The organism is Providencia sp. PROV272 (genome assembly GCF_049901975.1).
Classification (GTDB): domain Bacteria; phylum Pseudomonadota; class Gammaproteobacteria; order Enterobacterales; family Enterobacteriaceae; genus Providencia; species Providencia stuartii.
Genome location: NZ_CP096291.1, coordinates 12765 through 33254 on the forward strand (window position 1 = coordinate 12765; position 20490 = coordinate 33254).

The window sequence follows — 20490 nt, forward strand, 5'->3', positions numbered from 1 at the left end:
AAATCAATGAACGTAGAATCAATTACTTCTCAGCATACTGTCGCTAAACAGATAAAACCTTCTTTCACTGACACGCTACTAGGTTCGATTAAGAGTATACAAAATAAGATAAAATCTTCTGCCCCCAAAGTACATGCCACACTCAGTAGTGAAAAGAAAATAGAAAGCAGGATCCCCGGCAAAACGTTCCAATTGGCTATGGAGTACCAAAAGACCTTTCCGCCACACCACAACGTGCATACATCAAGCCTAGATAGCCTTTTATCAATGGAAAATGACCCAAAAAAATCCATTATTGATTATTTTGACAGAGTCATTGTGATTGGTGATAGCTTGTCTGACTCAGAAAAGAGGATGTATCACAAGTCAAAAGGGCTTATCCCCCGCTCCTCTCAATACTATAAAGGTAAGTTTACTAATGGCAGCGTATGGACCGAATTTCTGACAATGCCAAGCATCATGCAAAGCGTGGCATTCCATAAAGGGATATCTCACGACCCGAAAGTGACGCTTATTAATAGGGCAGAAGGTGGGGCACCTTGTGCATCTTATTCAACGTCATCCCCTAAATTTAGGTTTCTCTCTAATATGGAAAAACAGATAAAAGGATTAAATTTTACCGAAAAGGATTTAGTCATTGTTTTTATCGGTGCCAATGATTATCTCACTTATCATAAAACAGACGTGAATTTCGTCGTTTTGAGTCAAAAAAAATCAATTGAGAAGATGGTGCAAAAAGGCGCTAGGCAAATTTTAGTCATGGGGATACCCGACCTTTCTCAAACCCCTTACGCCAAAAAGGTCGCAGAGAAAAAACCCAAATACCGACAGGAAATGCAACGTATTTCTATTGAACATAATCATAAACTTAGACAACTCGTTGAGCTTATGAATTTACAGCAACCTTGTCGGATCATGTTCTTTGACGTCAATAACACCATGGATAACATTATGAATGTCGTCAATAACATAAATGCCAGAAAGCCGGGATCTTATGAGGTAAACAAGGCTTTTTCACATGGGTACATCTTCGGGAACGCTCCCTTAGAAATCGACCCTCACTATGTATTTGTTGACGAGGTACATCCAACCCAAGAAATCCATCATATTATTGCGATGGAATTGCATCATTTTATTTATAAAAACTTTAATCCACAGAACAAATCAATATTAATCAGCGAACCTTAAACCGTCTAAAAAAACAACAGGAGGCTCGTTTGTCCATACAACTAGCCTCTTATTGCCCTCCCTACACTTCCACGGCAAAATCTGCGCTTTCTTTAACATGAACAAAAACAATGTCTAGCAGCAAAGCCGCATTATCTGACTAAAAACTTTTATATAATCAGCCTCAAACGCTACCATTTATGACTTATCAAAGTGATACTAAGCGTATTAGATAATTGTCACCATTAAGGAGATACCTATGTATTACGGCTTTGATATGGGCGGTACAAAAATTGAACTTGCTGTGTTTGATGAATCACTCAACCCCATTTGGCAAAAACGCGTACCAACACCAAAAGATGATTATCAAGCTCTCCTTAATGCTTTTCGTCATCTTACTGAAGAAGCTGATACTCAATTTAACGGTCAAGGAAAGGTGGGAGTTGGCATACCCGGTATTGTCAACCACGAGAAAGGAACGGTATTTACTACAAATGTACCCGCCGCTAAATATCAGCCTTTGGTCTATGACTTAGCCGATACCTTACAACGCCCAGTCAAAGTAGAGAACGATGCTAACTGTTTTGCGCTTTCAGAAGCTTGGGCGCCTGAGTTTAAAAATTACCCAACGGTACTTGGTCTGATATTAGGCACTGGCGTTGGTGGCGGCTTTGTCACCCACGGTAAAGTCCTTCCCGGTAAAAATGGCATTGCTGGCGAAATTGGTCATATGAATGTGACCTTACAGGGCGCTCGTTTACTTGGAAACCAAGTTCCGGAAGTCATGTGCGGTTGTGGTAAACCTGCTTGCTTTGAAACCTATTTGTCCGGCCCAGGTTTTGAACGCATCTATACCTCATTTACAGGTGAACAAAAATCAGCGATTGAAATTATCCAGCTTTACTACCAAGGCGACCGCAATGCAAAACAGCATGTTGAACGCTATATCGATTTATTAGGGATGTTTTTAGGTCAAGTATTGACCATACTAGACCCTGATTTAGTGGTGATTGGTGGCGGATTATCGCAATTTGATGGTATTTACCAACTTCTGCCTGATGTTTTGCCTCAGTATTTGTATGGTATCGCGAATCTCCCTGCCATTGAAAAAGCACGATATGGTGACTCCGGTGGTGCAAGAGGTGCTGCGTGTTTAAACTTACTTGATTAATTCTATTTAAATTTTTTCATACTAAAAAACTGAAGCAGCGCTAAATACACCGTGTCTCTTTTCGTTGTTTCAGTTTTTAAATAATGAGATCGGGAACCAAAACACCGTAAAACGCCCCAAATTAATGGCCAAAAAGAGATTCGCCAATTCACATCTGGCATGACTATTTTTAGCATCCCCTCGACAAACACCCCCAGTCTATCAATAGACAGATAGATTTATTGAACGCCAATTAATGGCAATAGCCTATTCTTTATCAAATGATTATTGTCACTGTTAAAAACGGTGTGTTTATTTTTTATCAAAGCTCAACTTATTAATGCTACATATTGTTTTTATTGATATTTTTATTTACCAGTGTCAATAAGAAAATCTTCAATTAATGATTAAACTCATTTAACTTAAGGTTCAAAAATAAATTAAACATACGGTTAATTATAATATAGCCTCCCTTTTAACCAGTCAGAAATTATCTTAAATAATCGAATAACATCATAAGCATTCGCAATTTAACTAAGTGAAAACAGTCCATCATATTAACGAAGCTGGTGAGCTATCATCAACATATAAGGGTAAGCTGTCTAACTATTAGACAATGAAATAGGGCTAGCGACATGCCTATTTTTTATTAGTTGATTGATTAAATCACTTTACCATCGCTTACTAGTTGTGAACTATAAATACGACAAAATAATAATAAAGACATTATAATTGATTTTTTGCCAACTTCATCACAAAAAAATAATTATGATTCATGATTAAATTAAATCATGAACTATATGTTCACATATTGCTAGGAGTCATTAAATTTGTTAGTCGCCTTAGCAGACCTTATCGGTTATCAGATAAGCCAGTCTTTTAAAATCTAAATGCATAATATCACTTATCAGATATTTTTAAAATATCAATTGATGTAGTGGCTGTGATTATCATGGCAAAAGATAACTCCGATATTATTAAACAATCTCTCTATTTCATATGATTAATTAAATCGTATGAAATAAAGCATCGTATTACATTAATGAGGTATATCATGGATTTTAATCAATCTCCTTTAGCTATAAATAGTGCAAACAAAAAACAATCCAGTTTTGATTTAATTGTACAAAGTAGTTGTCGTTCCGTTATGCAACAGCCATTAGTGAATTTCACTAATAATCCGTCATTAATTAGCTTACAGCAAGATGTCAATTCTGCATTAGGCACAGCAAAAGAAAATGCAAAATATTATCTTGATACGATACAACCAATGATAATTAGGAATATTTCCAGCATTAGTGCTTACTATACAATTCATAATTCAATAGCATCCCAAGTTCCGGCGGGAAAAAGTATTTCTGATTGGCTAAATATTTTAGGTGCGATTAGAGATCAATCAAACAAATATGCAAGTGAGGCGAATGTAACTAGCACACTCTTATCACAATTTAGCCATAAGCTAGATAATAGTGTAGCGAGTTTCTATGATGTTGTTGATAGATTAAACACAGCGATACTAGGTGATAACGGTGCGCTGTCTCAAAATAGAAATAATATACTCAATATACAAACACAAATAGCTGCTGATCAAGCCGGTATAACGATTAGTGCTTTAGGTATTGCTGGAGGGTTCTTTTCTATTATTGTGGGGGCTGTGGGTTCCCTCGTTACCGGAGGGGCGGCAGTAAGCATGGTGATTGGAGGGGCGGTGGCAATAGCAACAGGTCTTGCTGGTGTTATAGGTGCGGTACTTAAACTTCAGGGTGACCTTAGATTGAAAGAGAAGTTATTAATTGAAGATGGCGGATTCAAGTCCGAAGTGCAACGCTAAGCCGCCTTTCTTAGCTCCGCAAACACCACCGAAGGTTGTCTGAACCCCAGACACTTGCGTGGCCTGCTGTTCAACGCTCCCTGATAGCGTTGTAAGTCTTCTTCTGTCACTGTCCGCAGGTCTGTTCCTTTCGGGATAAACTGTCTTAACAACCCATTCGTATTCTCGTTCAGCCCACGCTCATGCGAGGCATACGGATGGGCAAAGTACGTATCTGCGTTCAGTGCTTCTGCTATCGCCTTGTGCTCACTAAACTCTAGACCGTTATCGAACGTTATTGTGTGACATACATCCTGATACTCACTCAGCAGTGAGATAATGGCCTTACTGACTTCCACCGCATCCTTTGAAAACACCTTTTTTGTCAGGTAAATACGGCTTTTGCGTTCTGCCAGTGTCACGATAGCACCAGTGCCCTGTTTACCCTGCACCAAATCGGCCTCCCAGTCCCCCAGACGGCTACGGTCATCGACGACTGACGGCCGTAGCTCAATGGATACCGCATCAGGGATGCGCCCTCGTTTCTGCCCGTAGCCCTTACGATATCGCCGTTTGCCCTGCCTAAGATGCCTGTACAACTCGCCACCGCTACGCTTATCCGCATAGATATACTGGTAAATCCATTCATGGCTGACGCTAAGACCAATAATGCTGCCAATTGCACTTATTTGCTCAGGACTCCACTTCCACTCCAGAGCAAATATCACGAAATCTATGGTCTGCTGAGGAATTGTCCTTTTGGCAGATGACAGCCGCCTATCACAGCACTTCTGGTGTGCCTGTTGTGGGTTATAACCAGTATCTGAAGTGTTACGCCTCAGTTCACGGGAGACCGTGGACTTGCTTACACCGATACGGATACCTATCTCATGGCAGGATAAATTATCCTCACGCAGTATCGATATCTGGTATCGTTGTCCTTCGGTTAGTTGCTGATACTTCATACTTACTCGCTCATCTTTGGTCGGAAGAGCAGGATAGCTTATCAGTAGCTAACCGTCCTTCCATCTAACATGACCGAGCGTTGCACTTATTATCTGAATTCGCGGATGCTAATTTGAAAAATGAGGTTAGAGTCGCTCAAGCATGTTCAACGGGAAATGCGCAACTGGCAACTTGTATATCACAAGCAGCTCAAGCTTCACTTGAAATGTCAAATGCATGGCAGTTTCTCTCTAATGATATAGATAACCTTATTAGTGACCTAAATATGGGAATTATCAATACGGATAATGTTAGAGAATTATTCTTATCTAGTGCTAATAACCAAGTTAAAATCGTATTAAAAGATACTGATACAATTAAATCGCAAATGAGTGGTGTTGAATATGTCATCAACCCTAAAAAGTTAACTTATGATTTAATTAATGTTAATTAAAAATCAGCACTAAAAATAGCATAGGAAGTTAATAACATGAAGTAAAATTAACTCAATCATAAGGTGAAGGTATGAACATTTTAAATTATAAAAGCCTAATGTTTAATTATCTTGGTATATTAAGCAAGTATAATAATTCGCAATGGAACTTGCCCTTTTATGCCCAGAAAATAATCATCGCAATTAATAATTCAATGCTTGTATGCGAGAAAGTTATTGAGGCTTCATCAGCTCAAATCCAAAATTGGATTAATGAACTTAAATCAATATCCAATTTTATAAATATGAATGACATATCTAGTTGTCGTGAAGCATTCTCTAAAATGCAACTTGATTCATCTAATGTCATTAATGATATATCGTTACAAATAAGTGTCCTGCAAGACTGTGTTAGTACTATAGAAGACGTCATGTCAACATCTCAAATTTTCTATGGTGATCCTGAAATTAACGCATTAAATGAATTTAAAAATGACGTAATTGGTTTTTTTAATATTGAAATGAACTTTCAAGTATATCTACTTGTAATATTATCGGATTGCAAAGCGCTAAATAATCTCTTTAGCATAAGTATACAACCATACAACTATGAACAATATAACTCGATGTTAGTTGTTAAGGTGCAAACCGAAGCCTCATTTGTAAAAGTAAAGGAATTAAGATTGTCACTTTAGGATATAGGGATTAAAGGCGCTTATTGCAAAAAGTGCATTGGTGTGACGTTATTGCTCATTATTTAGGAAAATAACCATGTCACTGAATGATTTTAAATGGAAGTATTTTGCTCCCTCTATCACCCTTTGTGTATACGTAGCTATGATTCAATATCTCTGAGCTATGCCGATGTTAGTGATATTTTGGCTGAACGAGGAATTTTTCATCATTCAGCCACTTATTGCTATTTTATCGAATAGACTCCGATAGAACATGTCAAATATATCAAGCAAACCTAACTCAATTATGGCGTAATGACGCGTACGTATCTGTAAACTATTTTCATAATGCTAGTTAAGTTAAAGGTCACAAATTGTAGGTAAAAATTGCAATGCCTGGTGTGAATTGACGAATATCTAGCTGACCATGGAAATGGGCTGCTTTACTGTGTTTTTGAATCTATAGCACGCCTTTAATCTCACTTTTTTCTTTTATTAATAACCATTTTATTGTTTATCACTAGAAAAAGATAATTTAAAAAATAATATTTTTATATTGATGCATTTTTCAGAGTTTTTTAATTCTACGGTTTCAATAAGTTATAACATAATCTTACATATTGCTGTTATGATTCATTATCTTTTATTAACAATTAATGGCAAAATAACTCCTATCTAGCCCGTTTTTATCAGTCATTGATGATACTTAGAAAAATTTCATAAATAACTCATGAAAATCAGCCAGATAATAAAGACTAGTCCGATACTGAAAATCATTGAAATTGATATGATTAAGTTAACGGTAATGGTAATAACAAAATTGAAACTCTAAATATTATAGAGAGAACATTTATGAGTTTGTTTCTACAAAACTGTCTGACCTTCCCCGTCATTATTTTTAGCGGCCTACTTATTATTGTTATGTTTTATTGGTTATGCGCCGCTTTTGGATTATTAGATATTGATTTATTTAATGTTGATACATCCGTTGATGGTGGCGGCTTTGATGCTACAGGGTTTGCTGGCTGGCTCACAAAACTCGGGCTTGCAGGTATTCCAGTCACGATTATTCTGACCTTATTTACACTATTTGGCTGGTTATTAAGTTACTTTAGTGTTCATTGGTTTATTCGTTTTATTGATATTACACTACTACGCTACCTTGTCGGCTTCACTGTATTCTTCGTTATATCCTTTATTTCAATCCACTTAACCGCCCTATGTTTAAAACCATTACGTGAGAAATTGGCTAAATCTAATACGCCAAAAACAGCCCAGCGATTAATGGGTAAACTCGCCACCGTACGTTCAGGAGAAGTCACCGAACATAAAGGCGAAGCCATACTAGAAGATGGTGGTGCAGGGTTAATTCTGCAAATTCGTGCCGCTGCTACTGAAAATATTAAGCGAGGTGACCGCGTTGTTATCATTAGTTATGACCCCGTGTCACACAGCTACAATGTGGTGACGGAAGATGAATTTCGCCAGTAATAAACACTATTTTGAACCTTTAACGACGACATTATCGAAACCCATGGAGAGAAAATATGGAATTGGCTGACCTAATGCCCTTTTTAACCATTATTGGGGGCATCATCATAGTCATACTTGGCTTTTTTGGGCTATTTAAAGCCTTCTATATCAAGGTCCCACAAGGAACTGCATTGATTGTTAACGACATGTCGTCGCAACCAAAAGTTCACTTTACTGGTGCTTTAGTTTATCCCGTCATCTACAAAAAAGAGTTTATGAGAATTTCTCTCTTAACTTTGGAAGTTGACCGCCGCGGTAAAGATGGCCTGATTTGCCAAGACAACTTACGTGCAGATATTACTGTCGCTTTCTATTTACGTGTTAATGAGACCACTGAAGACGTACTCAAAGTGGCTAAAGCCATTGGGGTCGACCGCGCATCCGATCATCAAGCCGTCAGTACCTTATTTAGCGCTAAGTTTTCAGAAGCACTCAAAACGGTTGGTAAGCAGTTTGAACTCTCTAAGCTATTTGAAGATAGGCAGAACTTCCGTGATCGTATCGTGGATGTTATCGGTAAAGATCTCAATGGTTATGCACTTGAAGATGTGGCCATTGACTACCTTGAACAAACGCCAAAAGCCGCTCTTGATCCAAATAATATCTTCGACTCCGAAGGTATCCGTAAAATCACTGAAATCACCGCTATCCATAATATTGAAACTAACCAGAAAGAGCGCGACCAAGAACTGGCTATTCAAAAGAAAAATGTGGAAACCCGTGAAGCAAGCCTAGCCCTTGAACGCCAACAAGCGGATGCAGAAGCTCGCCAAAAACGTGAGATTGAAAATATTCGTGCTCGTGAGCAAGCCGAAACATTACGCGTACAAGAAGAAGAGCGCTTAAAAGCAGAGCAAGCACGTATTCAAACTCAGCAAGAAATTGAAATTCGTGAAGAAAATCGCATGCGTGAAGTTGAAGTTGCTCAGCAGAACCGGACCCGCGCAGTTGCTATTGAACAGGAACGCGTTAATCGTGCTCGTGACCTCGAAATCGTAGCCCGCGAACGTGAGGTTGAACTACAACGTATTGAAAAAGAAAAAGCGTTGGAAGAAGAACGCAAAAATATTTCTAACGTGATCCGTGAACGCGTTATCGTTGAAAAAAGCGTTGCCCAAGAAGAAGAGCGTATCAAAGAGGTACGTGAAGTATCAGAAGCCGATCGCTTAAGACAAGTGACCGTTATCAACGCTCAGGCAGAAGCGGAAGAGTCTTTAGTTCGCCAAGTGAAGAAAGCCGAAGCCGATGAAGCGAGTGCAAAACACAGAGCCGAAGAAATCAGCACCATGGCACAAGCGGAACTTGAAGCTTCAGCAAAACAAGCAGAAGCCAAAAAACGCTTAGCAGAAGGGATTGAAGCTGAACATGCTGCACTCGGCCTCGCAGAAGCACGAGTACGTCAAGCCACAGCCGAAGCGGAAGAAAAAGAGGGATTAGTCCTAGCGAATATCACCGCTGAGAAACTCCTAGCAGAAGCGCGTGGGTTAAAAGAAAAAGGCTTAACTGAAGCACAAGTGTTGGAAGCAAAAGCACTTGCTGAACAACAACAAGGCTTTGCTGAAGCGAAAGTCCTCGAAGAAAAACTGGCCGCTCAAGCACGCGGTGAAGAGCAACAAGCCAATGCGAAAGAAAAACTGGGCTTGGCGGATGCGAAAGTGCTTGAAGAGAAACTGGCTGCCCAAGCTCGAGGGGAAGGTCAATTAGGTGCCGCACAAGCCGAAGTGATCCGTCAACGTCTGAAAGCAGAAGCGGATGGCTTGACCGATAAATTCAAATCCATGGATCACCTCAGCGATACTGCCCGTGCTCATGAAGAGTTCCGTATGCGTCTTGAGAAAGAGTTTGAGCAAGCTATGGCATCAATTGACGCAAATAAAGAGATTGCTCGTGAGCAAGCCGATGTATTGGCTGCTGCATTAACCAAAACCAATATCGAAATTGTGGGCGGTGACGGTAGCTTCTTTAATACCTTCTCTAAAGCGCTTAGCTTAGGTAAAGCCGTTGATGGCTTTATGGATAAAAGCAGCTTTGCTAAAGAGAGTGTCGAAAAGCTGATCAACCGTAAAGACGATAAGAAAATCGATATTGCAGCTTTACTGAAAAACCCTGAGGTTCAAGATTTGATTAACAGCTTTATGGCTGCAAAAGGTGCAAACCCGCAGGTTAAAACCGTCTCGGCAAAACCTGAAGCACCAACGGATGATCAGCTCTAATGGGGTATGCTCTAACGTGTTTAAATTATATTACTGGCTCGGTATGGCACTCATACCGTAGCGAATAATCATTTAACGGTAAACGAGCATCCTAGTTCAAAGGCATACATATCGGGTATGCCTTCAACTTTTGTCTTTTGTTATAGCCAAGGAAACCAACGACGCATGTCAATTCAGGATACGAGTCACGAGCAAAACATACTGGATAGTGCTGTTGCGCAAGGCGGCGCATATGAAATATTACGCAAACGCCTTACAGAACAAGGGCAACAGCTTCATCAAAAAGCAGCGCAACTCAATGACAGTCGTTTACAAGAGTTCGGTCAAAGCCAAATGGATATTATTGGCCGTATTCGTATTCGCACAGAAAATAATTGCCAAGCAAGGGATATTGTCCGAGTTGGTGAATGGCTTCTATTTGGCTATAACGTTTTCCTTGGCCTCAAAAGAGAAACACAAATTGAAGATGTGTTTTCTCTGTATCGACTGATTGATAACCAAGGTGAGTTTGATGTTGAAGCGGTCTCCTATGACGACACCTTCCTCAGTGATACGCGCTTTATCCAAGATTTTACTGAGCTTTACACCTATTACAAAAACACCCAATTACTACAGTTAGTTGAACGTGATGGTAAGCTATTAGCTAGCTTTCAAATTGGTGAACGTATCACCGATGTGCGGGTTTTCCGCTGGTCTATCTCCAGTGATAAAAGCAAAATCGATTATATCGACAACCGCGGTGAACGCGACATCGCCCTTCCCCCTGCCTATGACTTTGAATGGGTGAAAACAACCCGTGAAAACACGGTTAATGGTCGTTTTCCGCATATCAATATTTTAGATACTGTTTTCGTTGAAACTATTGGTGGCGACCTCACCATAAAATGCGAAAATAACACAGAAGATGGCCTCGGCATTTATCGCGAAGCGGTGTTAGATAAAAACCAATCCCTAGATGATGCCCAAATTGAATATGCCCAAACAGGCAGCCTGATCTTACTGAAAATATTACCCTATCGCGAAGAGAACTGGCGCTATCTCGTCTACAATACACTGACTCAAACAGCTCAACGCATTGATGCGATTGGTCAGGCATGTGTACAGCTTCCCGAAGACCACGGCATTATTTTCCCAGGTGGATATTACTTACAAAATGGTGAGTATAAAACCTTTGATCAACCTATGGATGGCATGCGTTTTCGTCGCTTGCGCCGTTCCCCAAACGGTGAGGATGTCCTGTATGTCTTCTATTCGCCAAACCAAGGTCGTATCGCCCTCTTTAATTATAATTTGATTGAGCGAAAACTGGCGATTCCGCTGATCGGGCATGGTTATGCCATGCTTGAAGATGGGAAAATGGTTCTCTTTGAAGGTGAAGGTGACGAAGCCACTCGAGTTCACCCGATGCAAGTTTGGCAAACCCCTTTCTATTCAGAAGAATTTGCCGATCAACAGCCTGCGCGAGGGGGCTTTTTTGGTCGCATTGGTAACGCTGATCTTGTACGTGGTATCTCAGAAATTCTGCATATTGCTAAAGAAATTGAAGGTAATCAGGTTTCCGTTGCCCGCTATGAACAACTGAGCCAACAACCGAAAAACCTACTTGATATTTATTATTGGTTTAATGACGAGCAATGTTTAGGTATCGGTAAATTACTCAAAGAGATCACACAAACCAGTGAACTGGTCTTAGATGAGTATGAAAAAGTCGAGAGTATCCGCCAGCAATCAGCAAAATCGATGAATGAAGCGGCTAATCGGCAAAAGACACTGATGTCTTTAACATTACCTGAAAGCTGGAATGATATTCAGCAGTTTGTTGATGGGTTAAATGCACTCAGTGCCCAACGTGGTCACCTGATCTCCTTACGCGAATTCCGCTATATGGATTTAACGAAACTCGCGCAGATGGAAGAAGAAATTACGCAAGCACAGCAGTATGTTTCTCAAACTACCGCGACTTTCCTAGCGAGCGATAAAGCACTACAACCATTTAAAACGCAACTTTCTCAGTTTGAAGAGCAAATGGAGAGTGCTCAAAATAGTGCGCAGCTCGATATTCCAATGAATGGCATGGAAAAAATGTCTGCCGACTTGGATATGCTATCGAATCTAATGGCTTCGCTAAAATTTGATGATGTGACTCAACAAACCAACATCATTGATGCAATTTCACAAATTTATGCCCAATTAAACCAGTCACGCGCTCGTTTACAACAAAAACGTAAATCACAAAGTGCTGTCGAGACTGTGGCTCAATTTGGCGCACAATTCCGCCTATTTAGCCAAGGCATTACAAATGCCCTATCACTCTCCACGGATCCTGAACGCTGCGATGACCAGCTATCTAGGCTATTAGTCCAATTAGAAGAGTTAGAAAGCCAATTCAGCAGCCATGATGAGTTCCTAGAAGATATTCTCGCCAAACGCGAAGAGCTGCTAGAAACCTTTGAGTCGCACAAGCAAGCCTTATTAGATGAACGCCAACGCCGTTCACAAAACTTACAAACAGCAGCCGACCGCCTGTTAGATAGTTTGCAACGCCGCACTGCACGTTTACAGTCTCAAGATGAATTAAACGCCTTTTTTGCGTCTGATCCATTGGCAACAAAAACGCGTGAAATCATTGAAAAACTAAGAGAAATCAATGATAACGTCAAAGCGGATGATATTGATGCCAGATTAAAAGCAGCGCGCGACCAATCTATTCGCACACTACGCGATAAAACAGATATTTACGAAGATGGCGGTAATATAATTAAATTAGGGCCTCGCCATCGCTTTAGTGTTAACACCCAAGAGCTTGATTTAACCATCTTGCCGAAAGATAACCAACTTTGGTTATATCTGACGGGTACCGATTTCCAAGAGCCTATTGATAACCCTCAATTAGCTGAGTTACAACCTTATTGGTCAGCGGCACTTGAATCCGAGTCAGACGATGTTTATCGGGCTGAATACCTTGCATATTCAATTATCTACGCTGCAAGTAAGCGCCAAGATGGCCTTGATTATAATATGCTTAAGTCCGCGTTATCGGTGCCTGAGAAATTAGAGAAAATCGTACGCGACTTTGCAGCCCCACGTTATAAAGAGGGCTATGAGAAAGGTATTCACGATCACGATGCCATCGCTATTTTGAAAAAACTCCTGCCTGTCGGAGAGAGTGCTGATTTACTGCGTTATAACCCAACATCGCGAGCAATTGCTGCGATTTTCTGGGAACAAGTACAAAATAATGAATATCCGGCTTTATGGCCAGAGCGCGCCAGAACCGCAATGAATATTCATCAGCTATTCCATAATGATGATGCTTTGCTCGATTTGCAGGCGGAGATCGAAGCAGACATTAGCCTATTTTTACAAGAGCACCCGATACCTTGTGAGAGTTACCAACAAACTCAAGCCGCAGAGTATCTTAGCTTTGCGCTGGCGAGAACGCCTATTGAATTAGTTTACAGTAAATATGCTAGAGACCTTGTTGCCGCCTTGCAAACTCGGTTAGAAGACGCCCATATGTGGATAGACTTCAACCGTTCCCAACAAAACCTTGCAGGCCGCTATGCTCAGCGTTGGGCATTGATTCAAAACTGGTTACAAGGGCTATGTTCAGTGCCTGAATTTGCCCATCTTACGCCTTATATTCCGGGTGCAATCGCCATTATTATTTTAGACAAAGTCGCATCAGCACGTTATAGCGAAGCTGATCTGTACTTCAAAGTTAATGGGTTATTAGGCGAACATCCAACGATAGAAAATCAAACCCTCTCGTTGAGCTTAGATAACTATTTCAGTCGCATGCGTTTTCAAAGAAAACGGTTTATTCCCGCATTCCGTGAATATCAAGCGTTACGCCAACGTGTTGTCATTGAAGAGCGCCGTCGTTTGAAGCTGCATGAGTTTAAAGCGCACCCTCTTAGCTCCTTTGTTCGTAATAAACTGATCAACGACGTCTATTTACCGATTATTGGTGACAATATGGCGAAGCAAATCGGTGCTTTAGGGGAAGGTAAACGTACCGATTTGATGGGGCTACTCTTGATGATCTCCCCGCCTGGTTACGGTAAAACCACATTGATGGAATATGTTGCTGACCGCTTAGGCCTCATTTTCATGAAAATTAACGGGCCTGCGTTAGGTCATGACGTGTTATCACTCGACCCAGACCAAGCACCAAATGCAACTGCACGTCAGGAGCTAGAAAAACTCAATTTAGCGTTAGAGATGGGGAATAACGTGATGCTCTATGTGGATGATATTCAGCATACGCATCCTGAGTTTTTACAGAAATTTATTTCTCTGTGTGACGGAACAAGGCGCATTGAAGGGGTTTGGAAAGGAAAAACGAAAACCTATGACATGCGTGGTAAAAAATTCTGTGTTGTTATGGCAGGTAACCCATATACCGAATCAGGTGAAGTGTTCCGCATACCGGACATGCTCGCCAACCGCGCTGATATCTATAACCTAGGGGAAGTGCTTGGCGGCATGGATGATGCCTTCGCATTAAGCTACATTGAAAACAGTCTAACCTCAAACCCTGTACTTGCGCCGCTTGCTCTACGTGATCTCAATGACCTCTACCTTTTCGTTGATAAAGCAATGGGTAAATCAGTCTCAACTAATGCTTTGAGCTACCCCTATTCAGATGCAGAAATCAGTGAAATTGTCGCTGTCATTAAGCGCCTAATCACGCTACGCGATGTCGTACTCAAAGTGAATCAGCAATATATTGCCAGTGCAGCACAGTCCGATAAATACCGCACCGAGCCAGCCTTCCGTTTGCAAGGTAGCTATCGAAATATGAATAAACTGAGTGAAAAAGTGTCCTCTGTCATGAATGAAGAGGAGCTTGAACGTTTATTGGATGATCACTACCTCGGTGAAGCACAATTACTCACCACAGGAGCAGAAGAAAATTTACTCAAATTAGCTGAAATTCGCGGTAAGCTCACGGAGCAACAGGCCGCACGCTGGCAACAAATCAAAAAGGACTTTATGCGCAATAAAGCACTAGGTGGGGATAATGCAGATGTGGGTGACCGTGTTGTTGCACAACTTGCTGATCTGGTTGAAAGTGTACAAGCATTAAGCCAGCAAGCATGAAACAGTGGTTGAACCAACGACTGAAACTACTTGCTATTTTGGCTGGGCTATTGGTCATCATCCAAGTGATCAATAGCCTAACAGGCTATTCGTTAAATCGCTTTGGTATCATACCCAGAAGCTTAGAGGGCCTCATCGGTATCCCCCTTTCCCCCTTTATTCATAGTAGTTGGGGACATTTACTGAGTAACCTTCCTCCTTTACTGATCCTCAGCGCAGTACTGCTACATAGAGAGATCCGTGAATATCTATTAGCTTCGCTCTTTATTATTATTACTGGTGGATTAGCTGTTTGGTTAGTTGGTCGCTACGCCATTCATGTTGGCGCAAGTGGTTGGATTTTCGGGCTTTGGGGGTTACTGATCGCCCAAGGTTATTTTCGTCGCAAACTTTCTGACATTATCATCACTGTCTTGGTGCTATTTTATTTTGGCGCAATGACATCCGGCTTGCTGCCCGTTCATCAATATATTTCAACTGAATCGCATATTGCTGGTGCAATATCGGGTATTTTCTATGCATGGTGGGTTAATCGCCGCAAGAAAAGCGCCCTTTCACCTACAGAAAGCTAATTTTTAGCTAACGTGATCAGATTCACTTTTAATATTTTTTTTATTTTTATGTATCCTTTTTTATCTACTTGGTTCACATATTAATAATTTAACTATTATTTAACTCTTCATTTACAAATTAGTGATTGTTAGTCTCATAAAACAATAAAAAATGGAGACTCACCTGATGAAGATAAACAACTTATTATCTGCGGTTATTATTTTTGGATTAACAACACTTTCATCTACTGGCTATGCCGAACCGAATAAAATCAAAATCGATCGAGATAGCTACGGCGTTCCTCATATCTATGCCGATGACGTATATAGCCTTTTTTATGGTTATGGCTATGCTGTCGCCCAAGACAGGCTTTTCCAGATGGAAATGGCAAAACGCAGTACCCAAGGCACCGTTTCAGAAGTGCTCGGCAAAGATTTTATTGCCTTTGATAAAGATATCCGCAGTAATTACTGGCCTGACTCCATCCATCAACAAATTAAAAATCTCCCTAAAGAAGAACAGGATATCCTACGTGGCTATGCAGACGGCATGAACGCTTGGATCAAACAAGTGAATGCGAGGCCAGATAAATTAATGCCTAAACAATTTATTGATTATGGCTTCACACCATCTCAATGGAACAGCTTTGACGTTGCCATGATTATGGTGGGCACTATGGCTAACCGCTTCTCAGATATGAACAGTGAAATCGATAATCTAGCCTTATTAACCGCCTTAAAAGATAAGTATGGTGAGCAAACAGGGTTAGCAGTATTCAACCAAATAAATTGGCTAAACAACCCTAATGCCCCCACCACTATTGATGCTCAAGAATTTACCTATTCAGATACAAAAAATAAAAACAAGCAATCTCAGGTGAATCAAATAAACGATTACCGTCTAATTCCCCCTATGTTTGAGCGCCCTGCAAAGGATGCCTCCGGCAAATTAATCGCATTAACAGCACAGCAAAATAGCCAATTGATTGCCAAGCAATATGAGCAAGGCGGTGCGAACGGGTTAGCAGGTTACCCAACGACGAGTAATATCTGGGTTGTCGGCAAATCAAAAGCCGATGGCGCTAACGCAATTTTGCTCAACGGCCCACAATTTGGCTGGTTTAACCCAGCCTATACCTATGGCATTGGTTTACATGGTGCTGGTTTTGATTTGGTTGGCAACACCCCTTTCGCTTATCCAGCAATATTATTTGGCCATAATGGCAACATAGCATGGGGATCAACGGCTGGTTTTGGTGATGGTGTCGATATTTTTGCAGAGAAACTCGACCCAAAACGTCCTAACTATTACCAACATCAAGGCCAATGGAAAAAAATGCTCAGCCGCCAAGAGGTCATTAACGTGAAAGATGCTTCGCCTGTCACATTAGATGTTTATCGAACGGTGCACGGTAACATAGTCAAACAAGATAACAGCGCTAACATCGCATACAGCAAGGCTCGAGCGTGGGATGGAAAAGAAGTCTCTTCTTTGATGGCATGGGTAAAACAGGCACAAGCCAAAAATTGGCAGCAATGGCAAGCTCAGGCACAAAATCAAGCACTGACCATTAATTGGTATTATGCCGATCGAGATGGCAATATTGGTTATATCCATACAGGACATTACCCTGAGCGCCAAGAAAACCATGACCCTCGCCTTCCTGTGCCAGGTACCGGGGAGTGGGATTGGCAAGGTATGCAACCCTTTGCCAATAACCCAAAAGTGTATAACCCGAAATCCGGTTATATTGCCAACTGGAATAATTCCCCAGCCAAAAACTACCCCGCTAGTGACTTATTTGCTTTCTTATGGGGTTCGGCTGATCGAGTGACAGAAATAAATAGACTGATAGAATCAAAAGCTTTGTTAAACCAAGAGGATATGTGGGATATCCTAAAACAAACCAGCCGTGTTGACCTCAATCATCGCTTATTCACCCCTTATATCATCCGTGCTACGCGTGATTTACCTGCCGATGATGATGCAGTAAAACTTGCTAATATACTAAACCAATGGGATGGCATTAATCATCTTACAAAGGATGGTAAGCATTATATTCAACCAGGCTCGGCAATATTAGATATCTGGCTCAAGGAGATGTTAAAAGCGACTCTCGGTCAAGCTGTACCGGCTCCCTTTGATAAATGGTATTTAGCCAGTGGCTATGAAACAACACAAGACGGCCCTACAGGTTCACTGAATATTAGTACGGGGGCCAAAATCTTATATGAATCGTTATTAGGACAACGCTCTGCAATTCCTCAAGCGATTGATCTCTTTGCAGGCAAACCTCAAGATGAGGTCATTCGCCAAGCATTACGCAATACTTATCAGCAGATGACCCTAAAATATGGTGATAATCTTGCAAGCTGGCAAACCCCTGCCACGGCACTCACTTTCAGAGCCAATAATTTCTTTGGCGTTCCTCAAGCTAATGCAAAAGAGCGTTTTCATCAAAATGAGTATCATAATAGAGGCACAGAAAATGATTTGATCGTGTTTAGCGATGGTAAAGTGAAAGCTTGGGATGTCGTCGCACCAGGCCAAAGCGGTTTTATTTCACCTCAAGGCAAACCATCACCTCATTATCAAGACCAATTGTCACTCTACGAACAATTTGAAAAGAAACCATTATGGCTCACAACGGAAGAATTGACGCCGCACATCGAATCTAGCGAACAGGTTGAGATCGAAAAATAGTCAATCTCAACAGGGCCGAGGTAACACTCGGCCCTATTTCATTTGCCGTACACGATAGACACAACGTCCCGCGCCATTTAACAAATATTGCTCACGCTCAACTGTCACATCACTTCCCATAATATCGCGAAACAGTTGCAATTCTGAACGACAAAAATTTTGGCAGACGGTCGCCGCAGCACAGATAGGGCAATGATTTTCAATAAATAACCAGCTATTACCATCTTGCTCAACATGTGCCATATAACCTTCTTCGTTGCGAACATCGGCTAATGCCTGTAATCGTTCAACGAAAGGTAAAGAGCCACATCGCGACAAATATTTCGCCTTAACTTCCCCTTCTCGTTGGCTAATTAGCTTTTCCAGCCCTTCATTACCAAAAATATTTTTTACAGAATCAATGAGCTGCAATGTTAATTGAGCATGTGTGTCAGGAAAGCGCTGATGCCCTAATGCTGTGAGCACCCAATTCTGCCTTGGTCGGCCCGCTCCGGTTTGAGAGGTACATTGCACCCCTTCAACTAAACCTAAAGACGTCAGTTTCTGAATATGCTGGCGTGCCGCTTCCCCCGTCATTGCCAAGTCTTTTGCAATCACAGCTGTCGAGATAGGACCTTTTGTTTTTATGCAAAACAAAACCTTATCAACCGCTTGGCTGATATTTAAATTATCAAAGTAATCACTTGCATTAATCATTCTGTCACTCTAATATCCAAGTCAGTACTTGGATATTAACGTTTTTTTAACTCTCTCGTCTAGCAGGTCTCGCTATGAGCAATGAACCCTCCACGACAACTCAAGCTAAGTGGGCTGATTTACTTAGTGGTCGTAACGCATTATTGACGATTGCCCTCACCGGTGGTGTCGCTCTTCATGCTATCAATATTTATATTGTGACAACTATCTTACCTAGTATCGTCAATGATATCGGTGGTCTTGAATATTATGCGTGGAATACGACGATTTTTGTTGCTACTTCAATTGTGGGTTCAACACTGTCGAGTAAAATACTCAATCAATTAGGGCCTAAATTCGCCTATTTAACGGCTCTGCTTATTTTCTCATTAGGCTCCATTTGGTGTGCACTGTCACCATCAATGTTAATGTTACTTGGCGGGCGAGCGTTACAAGGGCTAGGCGGTGGAATTTTATTCGCCTTAAGCTACGCCCTTATTCGCGTTGTGTTTACTGAAAACCTTTGGTCACGTGCCATGGGCATTGTTTCCGGTATGTGGGGAATAGCGACACTTTGCGGTCCTGCTATTGGTGGAGTATTCGCTCAAACGGGTCATTGGCGCTGGGCTTTTTGGTCATTACTTCCCGTTGCACTTCTACTCGTTCTAATCGTGATAAATCAATTGCCTAAAAGGACAAATCAATCCCAACAGATCAGTAAACTGCCTGTTCTCGCCATTTCACTATTAGTGATTTCCGTCTTAGCGATTTCCATCGGTAGCTTATCCAGTCAGTTGATATTCAATGCCATTGGCCTATTCGTTGGCCTTATCTTATTGGTCACTATCGCAAAAATCGATGGTAAAAAAGGTAAGCGATTACTACCAACAGGCACTTATTCATTAAAAAATTCACTCGGTGTGATTTATTTAACGATGAGCTTGTTGGTGGGTGGTATGACAACGGAAATTTATGTTCCTTATTTCTTACAAACCATCCACCACTTCTCGCCATTATCAGCAGGCTATCTTACAGCGATTATGGCAGCAGGTTGGACGATTGGCGCATTATTAAGTGCCAATAAAACTGGCCCAATCGTGTTAAAAATACTTCGTACAGGGCCAATCATCATATTTATTTCATTAATTGTGTTAGCCATTTTGACTCCTCATACGAAGCTTGTGAGTTCAATCTTACTGTTTACAATTTATTTAGTCGCAATGATGGGAGTTGGCCTTGGTATTGGTATTTGCTGGCCACACTTGGTGTTAAAAGTGTTCAGTGTCGCCCCTAGTGGTGAAGAAAATCTCGCGTCTTCATCCGTCATTACCGTTCAACTATATGCGACTGCGCTTTCTGCCGCGCTCGTGGGTGTCGTCGTGAATAACAGCGGGTTGATTTCCCCTGGTGGAATAGCAGGCGCTCAACAAGCCTCTGTTTGGTTATTTATTTTATTTGCCATTTGTCCATTCTTTGCCGCACTGTTGATCAGGAAAGTGAAGTAATACTCCCGCGTGGGGGATACGTGG

Annotated in this window: 13 protein-coding genes; 11 read left to right on the forward strand and 2 right to left on the reverse strand. The window is 41.2% G+C overall.

Going from position 1 to position 20490, the window contains the following annotated elements; genetic code table 11:
- The first annotated feature begins 6 nt into the window (after positions 1-6).
- The 3 genes from M1E93_RS00055 to M1E93_RS00065 all read left to right on the forward strand — a co-directional run bounded on the left by M1E93_RS00055 (position 7) and on the right by M1E93_RS00065 (position 4148).
- A complete protein-coding gene (locus M1E93_RS00055) occupies positions 7-1188 on the forward strand; it encodes an SGNH/GDSL hydrolase family protein (RefSeq protein WP_104873108.1) in 1182 nt (393 codons plus the stop codon).
- A gap of 238 nt (positions 1189-1426) precedes the next feature.
- On the forward strand, positions 1427-2338 hold the full coding sequence (nagK, locus tag M1E93_RS00060; protein ID WP_004924069.1) for an N-acetylglucosamine kinase: 912 nt from the start codon (positions 1427-1429) through the stop codon (positions 2336-2338).
- 1033 nt (positions 2339-3371) lie between these two features.
- The gene (locus M1E93_RS00065; protein ID WP_426207053.1) at positions 3372-4148 is read left to right on the forward strand and encodes an HBL/NHE enterotoxin family protein; all 777 of its coding nucleotides are present in this window, start codon (positions 3372-3374) and stop codon (positions 4146-4148) included.
- Here the strand turns inward: M1E93_RS00065 and M1E93_RS00070 are convergent.
- A complete protein-coding gene (locus M1E93_RS00070; protein WP_140035165.1) occupies positions 4145-5092 on the reverse strand; it encodes an IS30 family transposase in 948 nt (315 codons plus the stop codon). The genes M1E93_RS00065 and M1E93_RS00070 overlap by 4 nt on opposite strands.
- 113 nt (positions 5093-5205) lie before the next feature.
- On the opposite strand from M1E93_RS00070, the gene M1E93_RS00075 reads away from it, so the two are divergent.
- The 7 genes from M1E93_RS00075 to M1E93_RS00105 all read left to right on the forward strand — a co-directional run bounded on the left by M1E93_RS00075 (position 5206) and on the right by M1E93_RS00105 (position 18286).
- The gene (locus M1E93_RS00075) at positions 5206-5526 is read left to right on the forward strand and encodes a hypothetical protein (RefSeq protein ID WP_426207054.1); all 321 of its coding nucleotides are present in this window, start codon (positions 5206-5208) and stop codon (positions 5524-5526) included.
- 71 nt (positions 5527-5597) lie between these two features.
- The gene (locus tag M1E93_RS00080; RefSeq protein ID WP_004924062.1) at positions 5598-6200 is read left to right on the forward strand and encodes a hypothetical protein; all 603 of its coding nucleotides are present in this window, start codon (positions 5598-5600) and stop codon (positions 6198-6200) included.
- Between the two features lie 831 nt (positions 6201-7031).
- Complete coding sequence (locus M1E93_RS00085) at positions 7032-7670, forward strand: OB-fold-containig protein (protein WP_004924054.1); 639 nt, start codon at positions 7032-7034, stop codon at positions 7668-7670.
- A 56-nt stretch (positions 7671-7726) separates the two neighbouring features.
- Positions 7727-9925: a flotillin family protein gene (locus M1E93_RS00090; protein ID WP_004924051.1), complete on the forward strand. Its 2199-nt coding sequence runs from the start codon at positions 7727-7729 to the stop codon at positions 9923-9925.
- Between the two features lie 165 nt (positions 9926-10090).
- Positions 10091-15031: a DNA repair ATPase gene (locus M1E93_RS00095; RefSeq protein ID WP_104873107.1), complete on the forward strand. Its 4941-nt coding sequence runs from the start codon at positions 10091-10093 to the stop codon at positions 15029-15031.
- Complete coding sequence (locus M1E93_RS00100; protein WP_036942428.1) at positions 15028-15603, forward strand: rhomboid family intramembrane serine protease; 576 nt, start codon at positions 15028-15030, stop codon at positions 15601-15603. Before M1E93_RS00095 ends, M1E93_RS00100 begins: the two co-directional genes overlap by 4 nt.
- 151 nt (positions 15604-15754) lie before the next feature.
- Positions 15755-18286 carry a penicillin acylase family protein gene (locus M1E93_RS00105; protein WP_395756065.1) on the forward strand — a complete coding sequence of 844 codons (2532 nt, stop codon included), beginning with the start codon at positions 15755-15757 and terminating at the stop codon, positions 18284-18286.
- Between the two features lie 33 nt (positions 18287-18319).
- Here M1E93_RS00105 and M1E93_RS00110 read toward each other — a convergent pair whose 3' ends face one another.
- Positions 18320-18982 (reverse strand): helix-turn-helix transcriptional regulator, encoded by a 663-nt coding sequence (locus M1E93_RS00110; protein ID WP_104873105.1) that lies wholly within the window; start codon positions 18980-18982, stop codon positions 18320-18322.
- A 74-nt stretch (positions 18983-19056) separates the two neighbouring features.
- Between M1E93_RS00110 and M1E93_RS00115 the strand changes: the two genes are divergently transcribed.
- Positions 19057-20466 carry an MFS transporter gene (locus M1E93_RS00115; protein WP_036942423.1) on the forward strand — a complete coding sequence of 470 codons (1410 nt, stop codon included), beginning with the start codon at positions 19057-19059 and terminating at the stop codon, positions 20464-20466.
- Positions 20467-20490: the final 24 nt, after the last annotated feature.

Bases quoted from the DNA above. Each gene is read 5' to 3' on its own strand.
- M1E93_RS00090 (WP_004924051.1), top strand. From the start codon at position 7,727: ATGGAATTGGCTGACCTAATGCCCTTTTTAACCATTATTGGGGGCATC.
- M1E93_RS00105 (WP_395756065.1), top strand. From the start codon at position 15,755: ATGGAGACTCACCTGATGAAGATAAACAACTTATTATCTGCGGTTATT.
- M1E93_RS00095 (WP_104873107.1), top strand. From the start codon at position 10,091: ATGTCAATTCAGGATACGAGTCACGAGCAAAACATACTGGATAGTGCT.
- M1E93_RS00100 (WP_036942428.1), top strand. From the start codon at position 15,028: ATGAAACAGTGGTTGAACCAACGACTGAAACTACTTGCTATTTTGGCT.
- M1E93_RS00055 (WP_104873108.1), top strand. From the start codon at position 7: ATGAACGTAGAATCAATTACTTCTCAGCATACTGTCGCTAAACAGATA.
- M1E93_RS00080 (WP_004924062.1), top strand. From the start codon at position 5,598: ATGAACATTTTAAATTATAAAAGCCTAATGTTTAATTATCTTGGTATA.
- M1E93_RS00070 (WP_140035165.1), bottom strand. From the start codon at position 5,092: ATGAAGTATCAGCAACTAACCGAAGGACAACGATACCAGATATCGATA.
- M1E93_RS00110 (WP_104873105.1), bottom strand. From the start codon at position 18,982: ATGATTAATGCAAGTGATTACTTTGATAATTTAAATATCAGCCAAGCG.
- nagK (WP_004924069.1), top strand. From the start codon at position 1,427: ATGTATTACGGCTTTGATATGGGCGGTACAAAAATTGAACTTGCTGTG.
- M1E93_RS00065 (WP_426207053.1), top strand. From the start codon at position 3,372: ATGGATTTTAATCAATCTCCTTTAGCTATAAATAGTGCAAACAAAAAA.
- M1E93_RS00085 (WP_004924054.1), top strand. From the start codon at position 7,032: ATGAGTTTGTTTCTACAAAACTGTCTGACCTTCCCCGTCATTATTTTT.
- M1E93_RS00115 (WP_036942423.1), top strand. From the start codon at position 19,057: ATGAGCAATGAACCCTCCACGACAACTCAAGCTAAGTGGGCTGATTTA.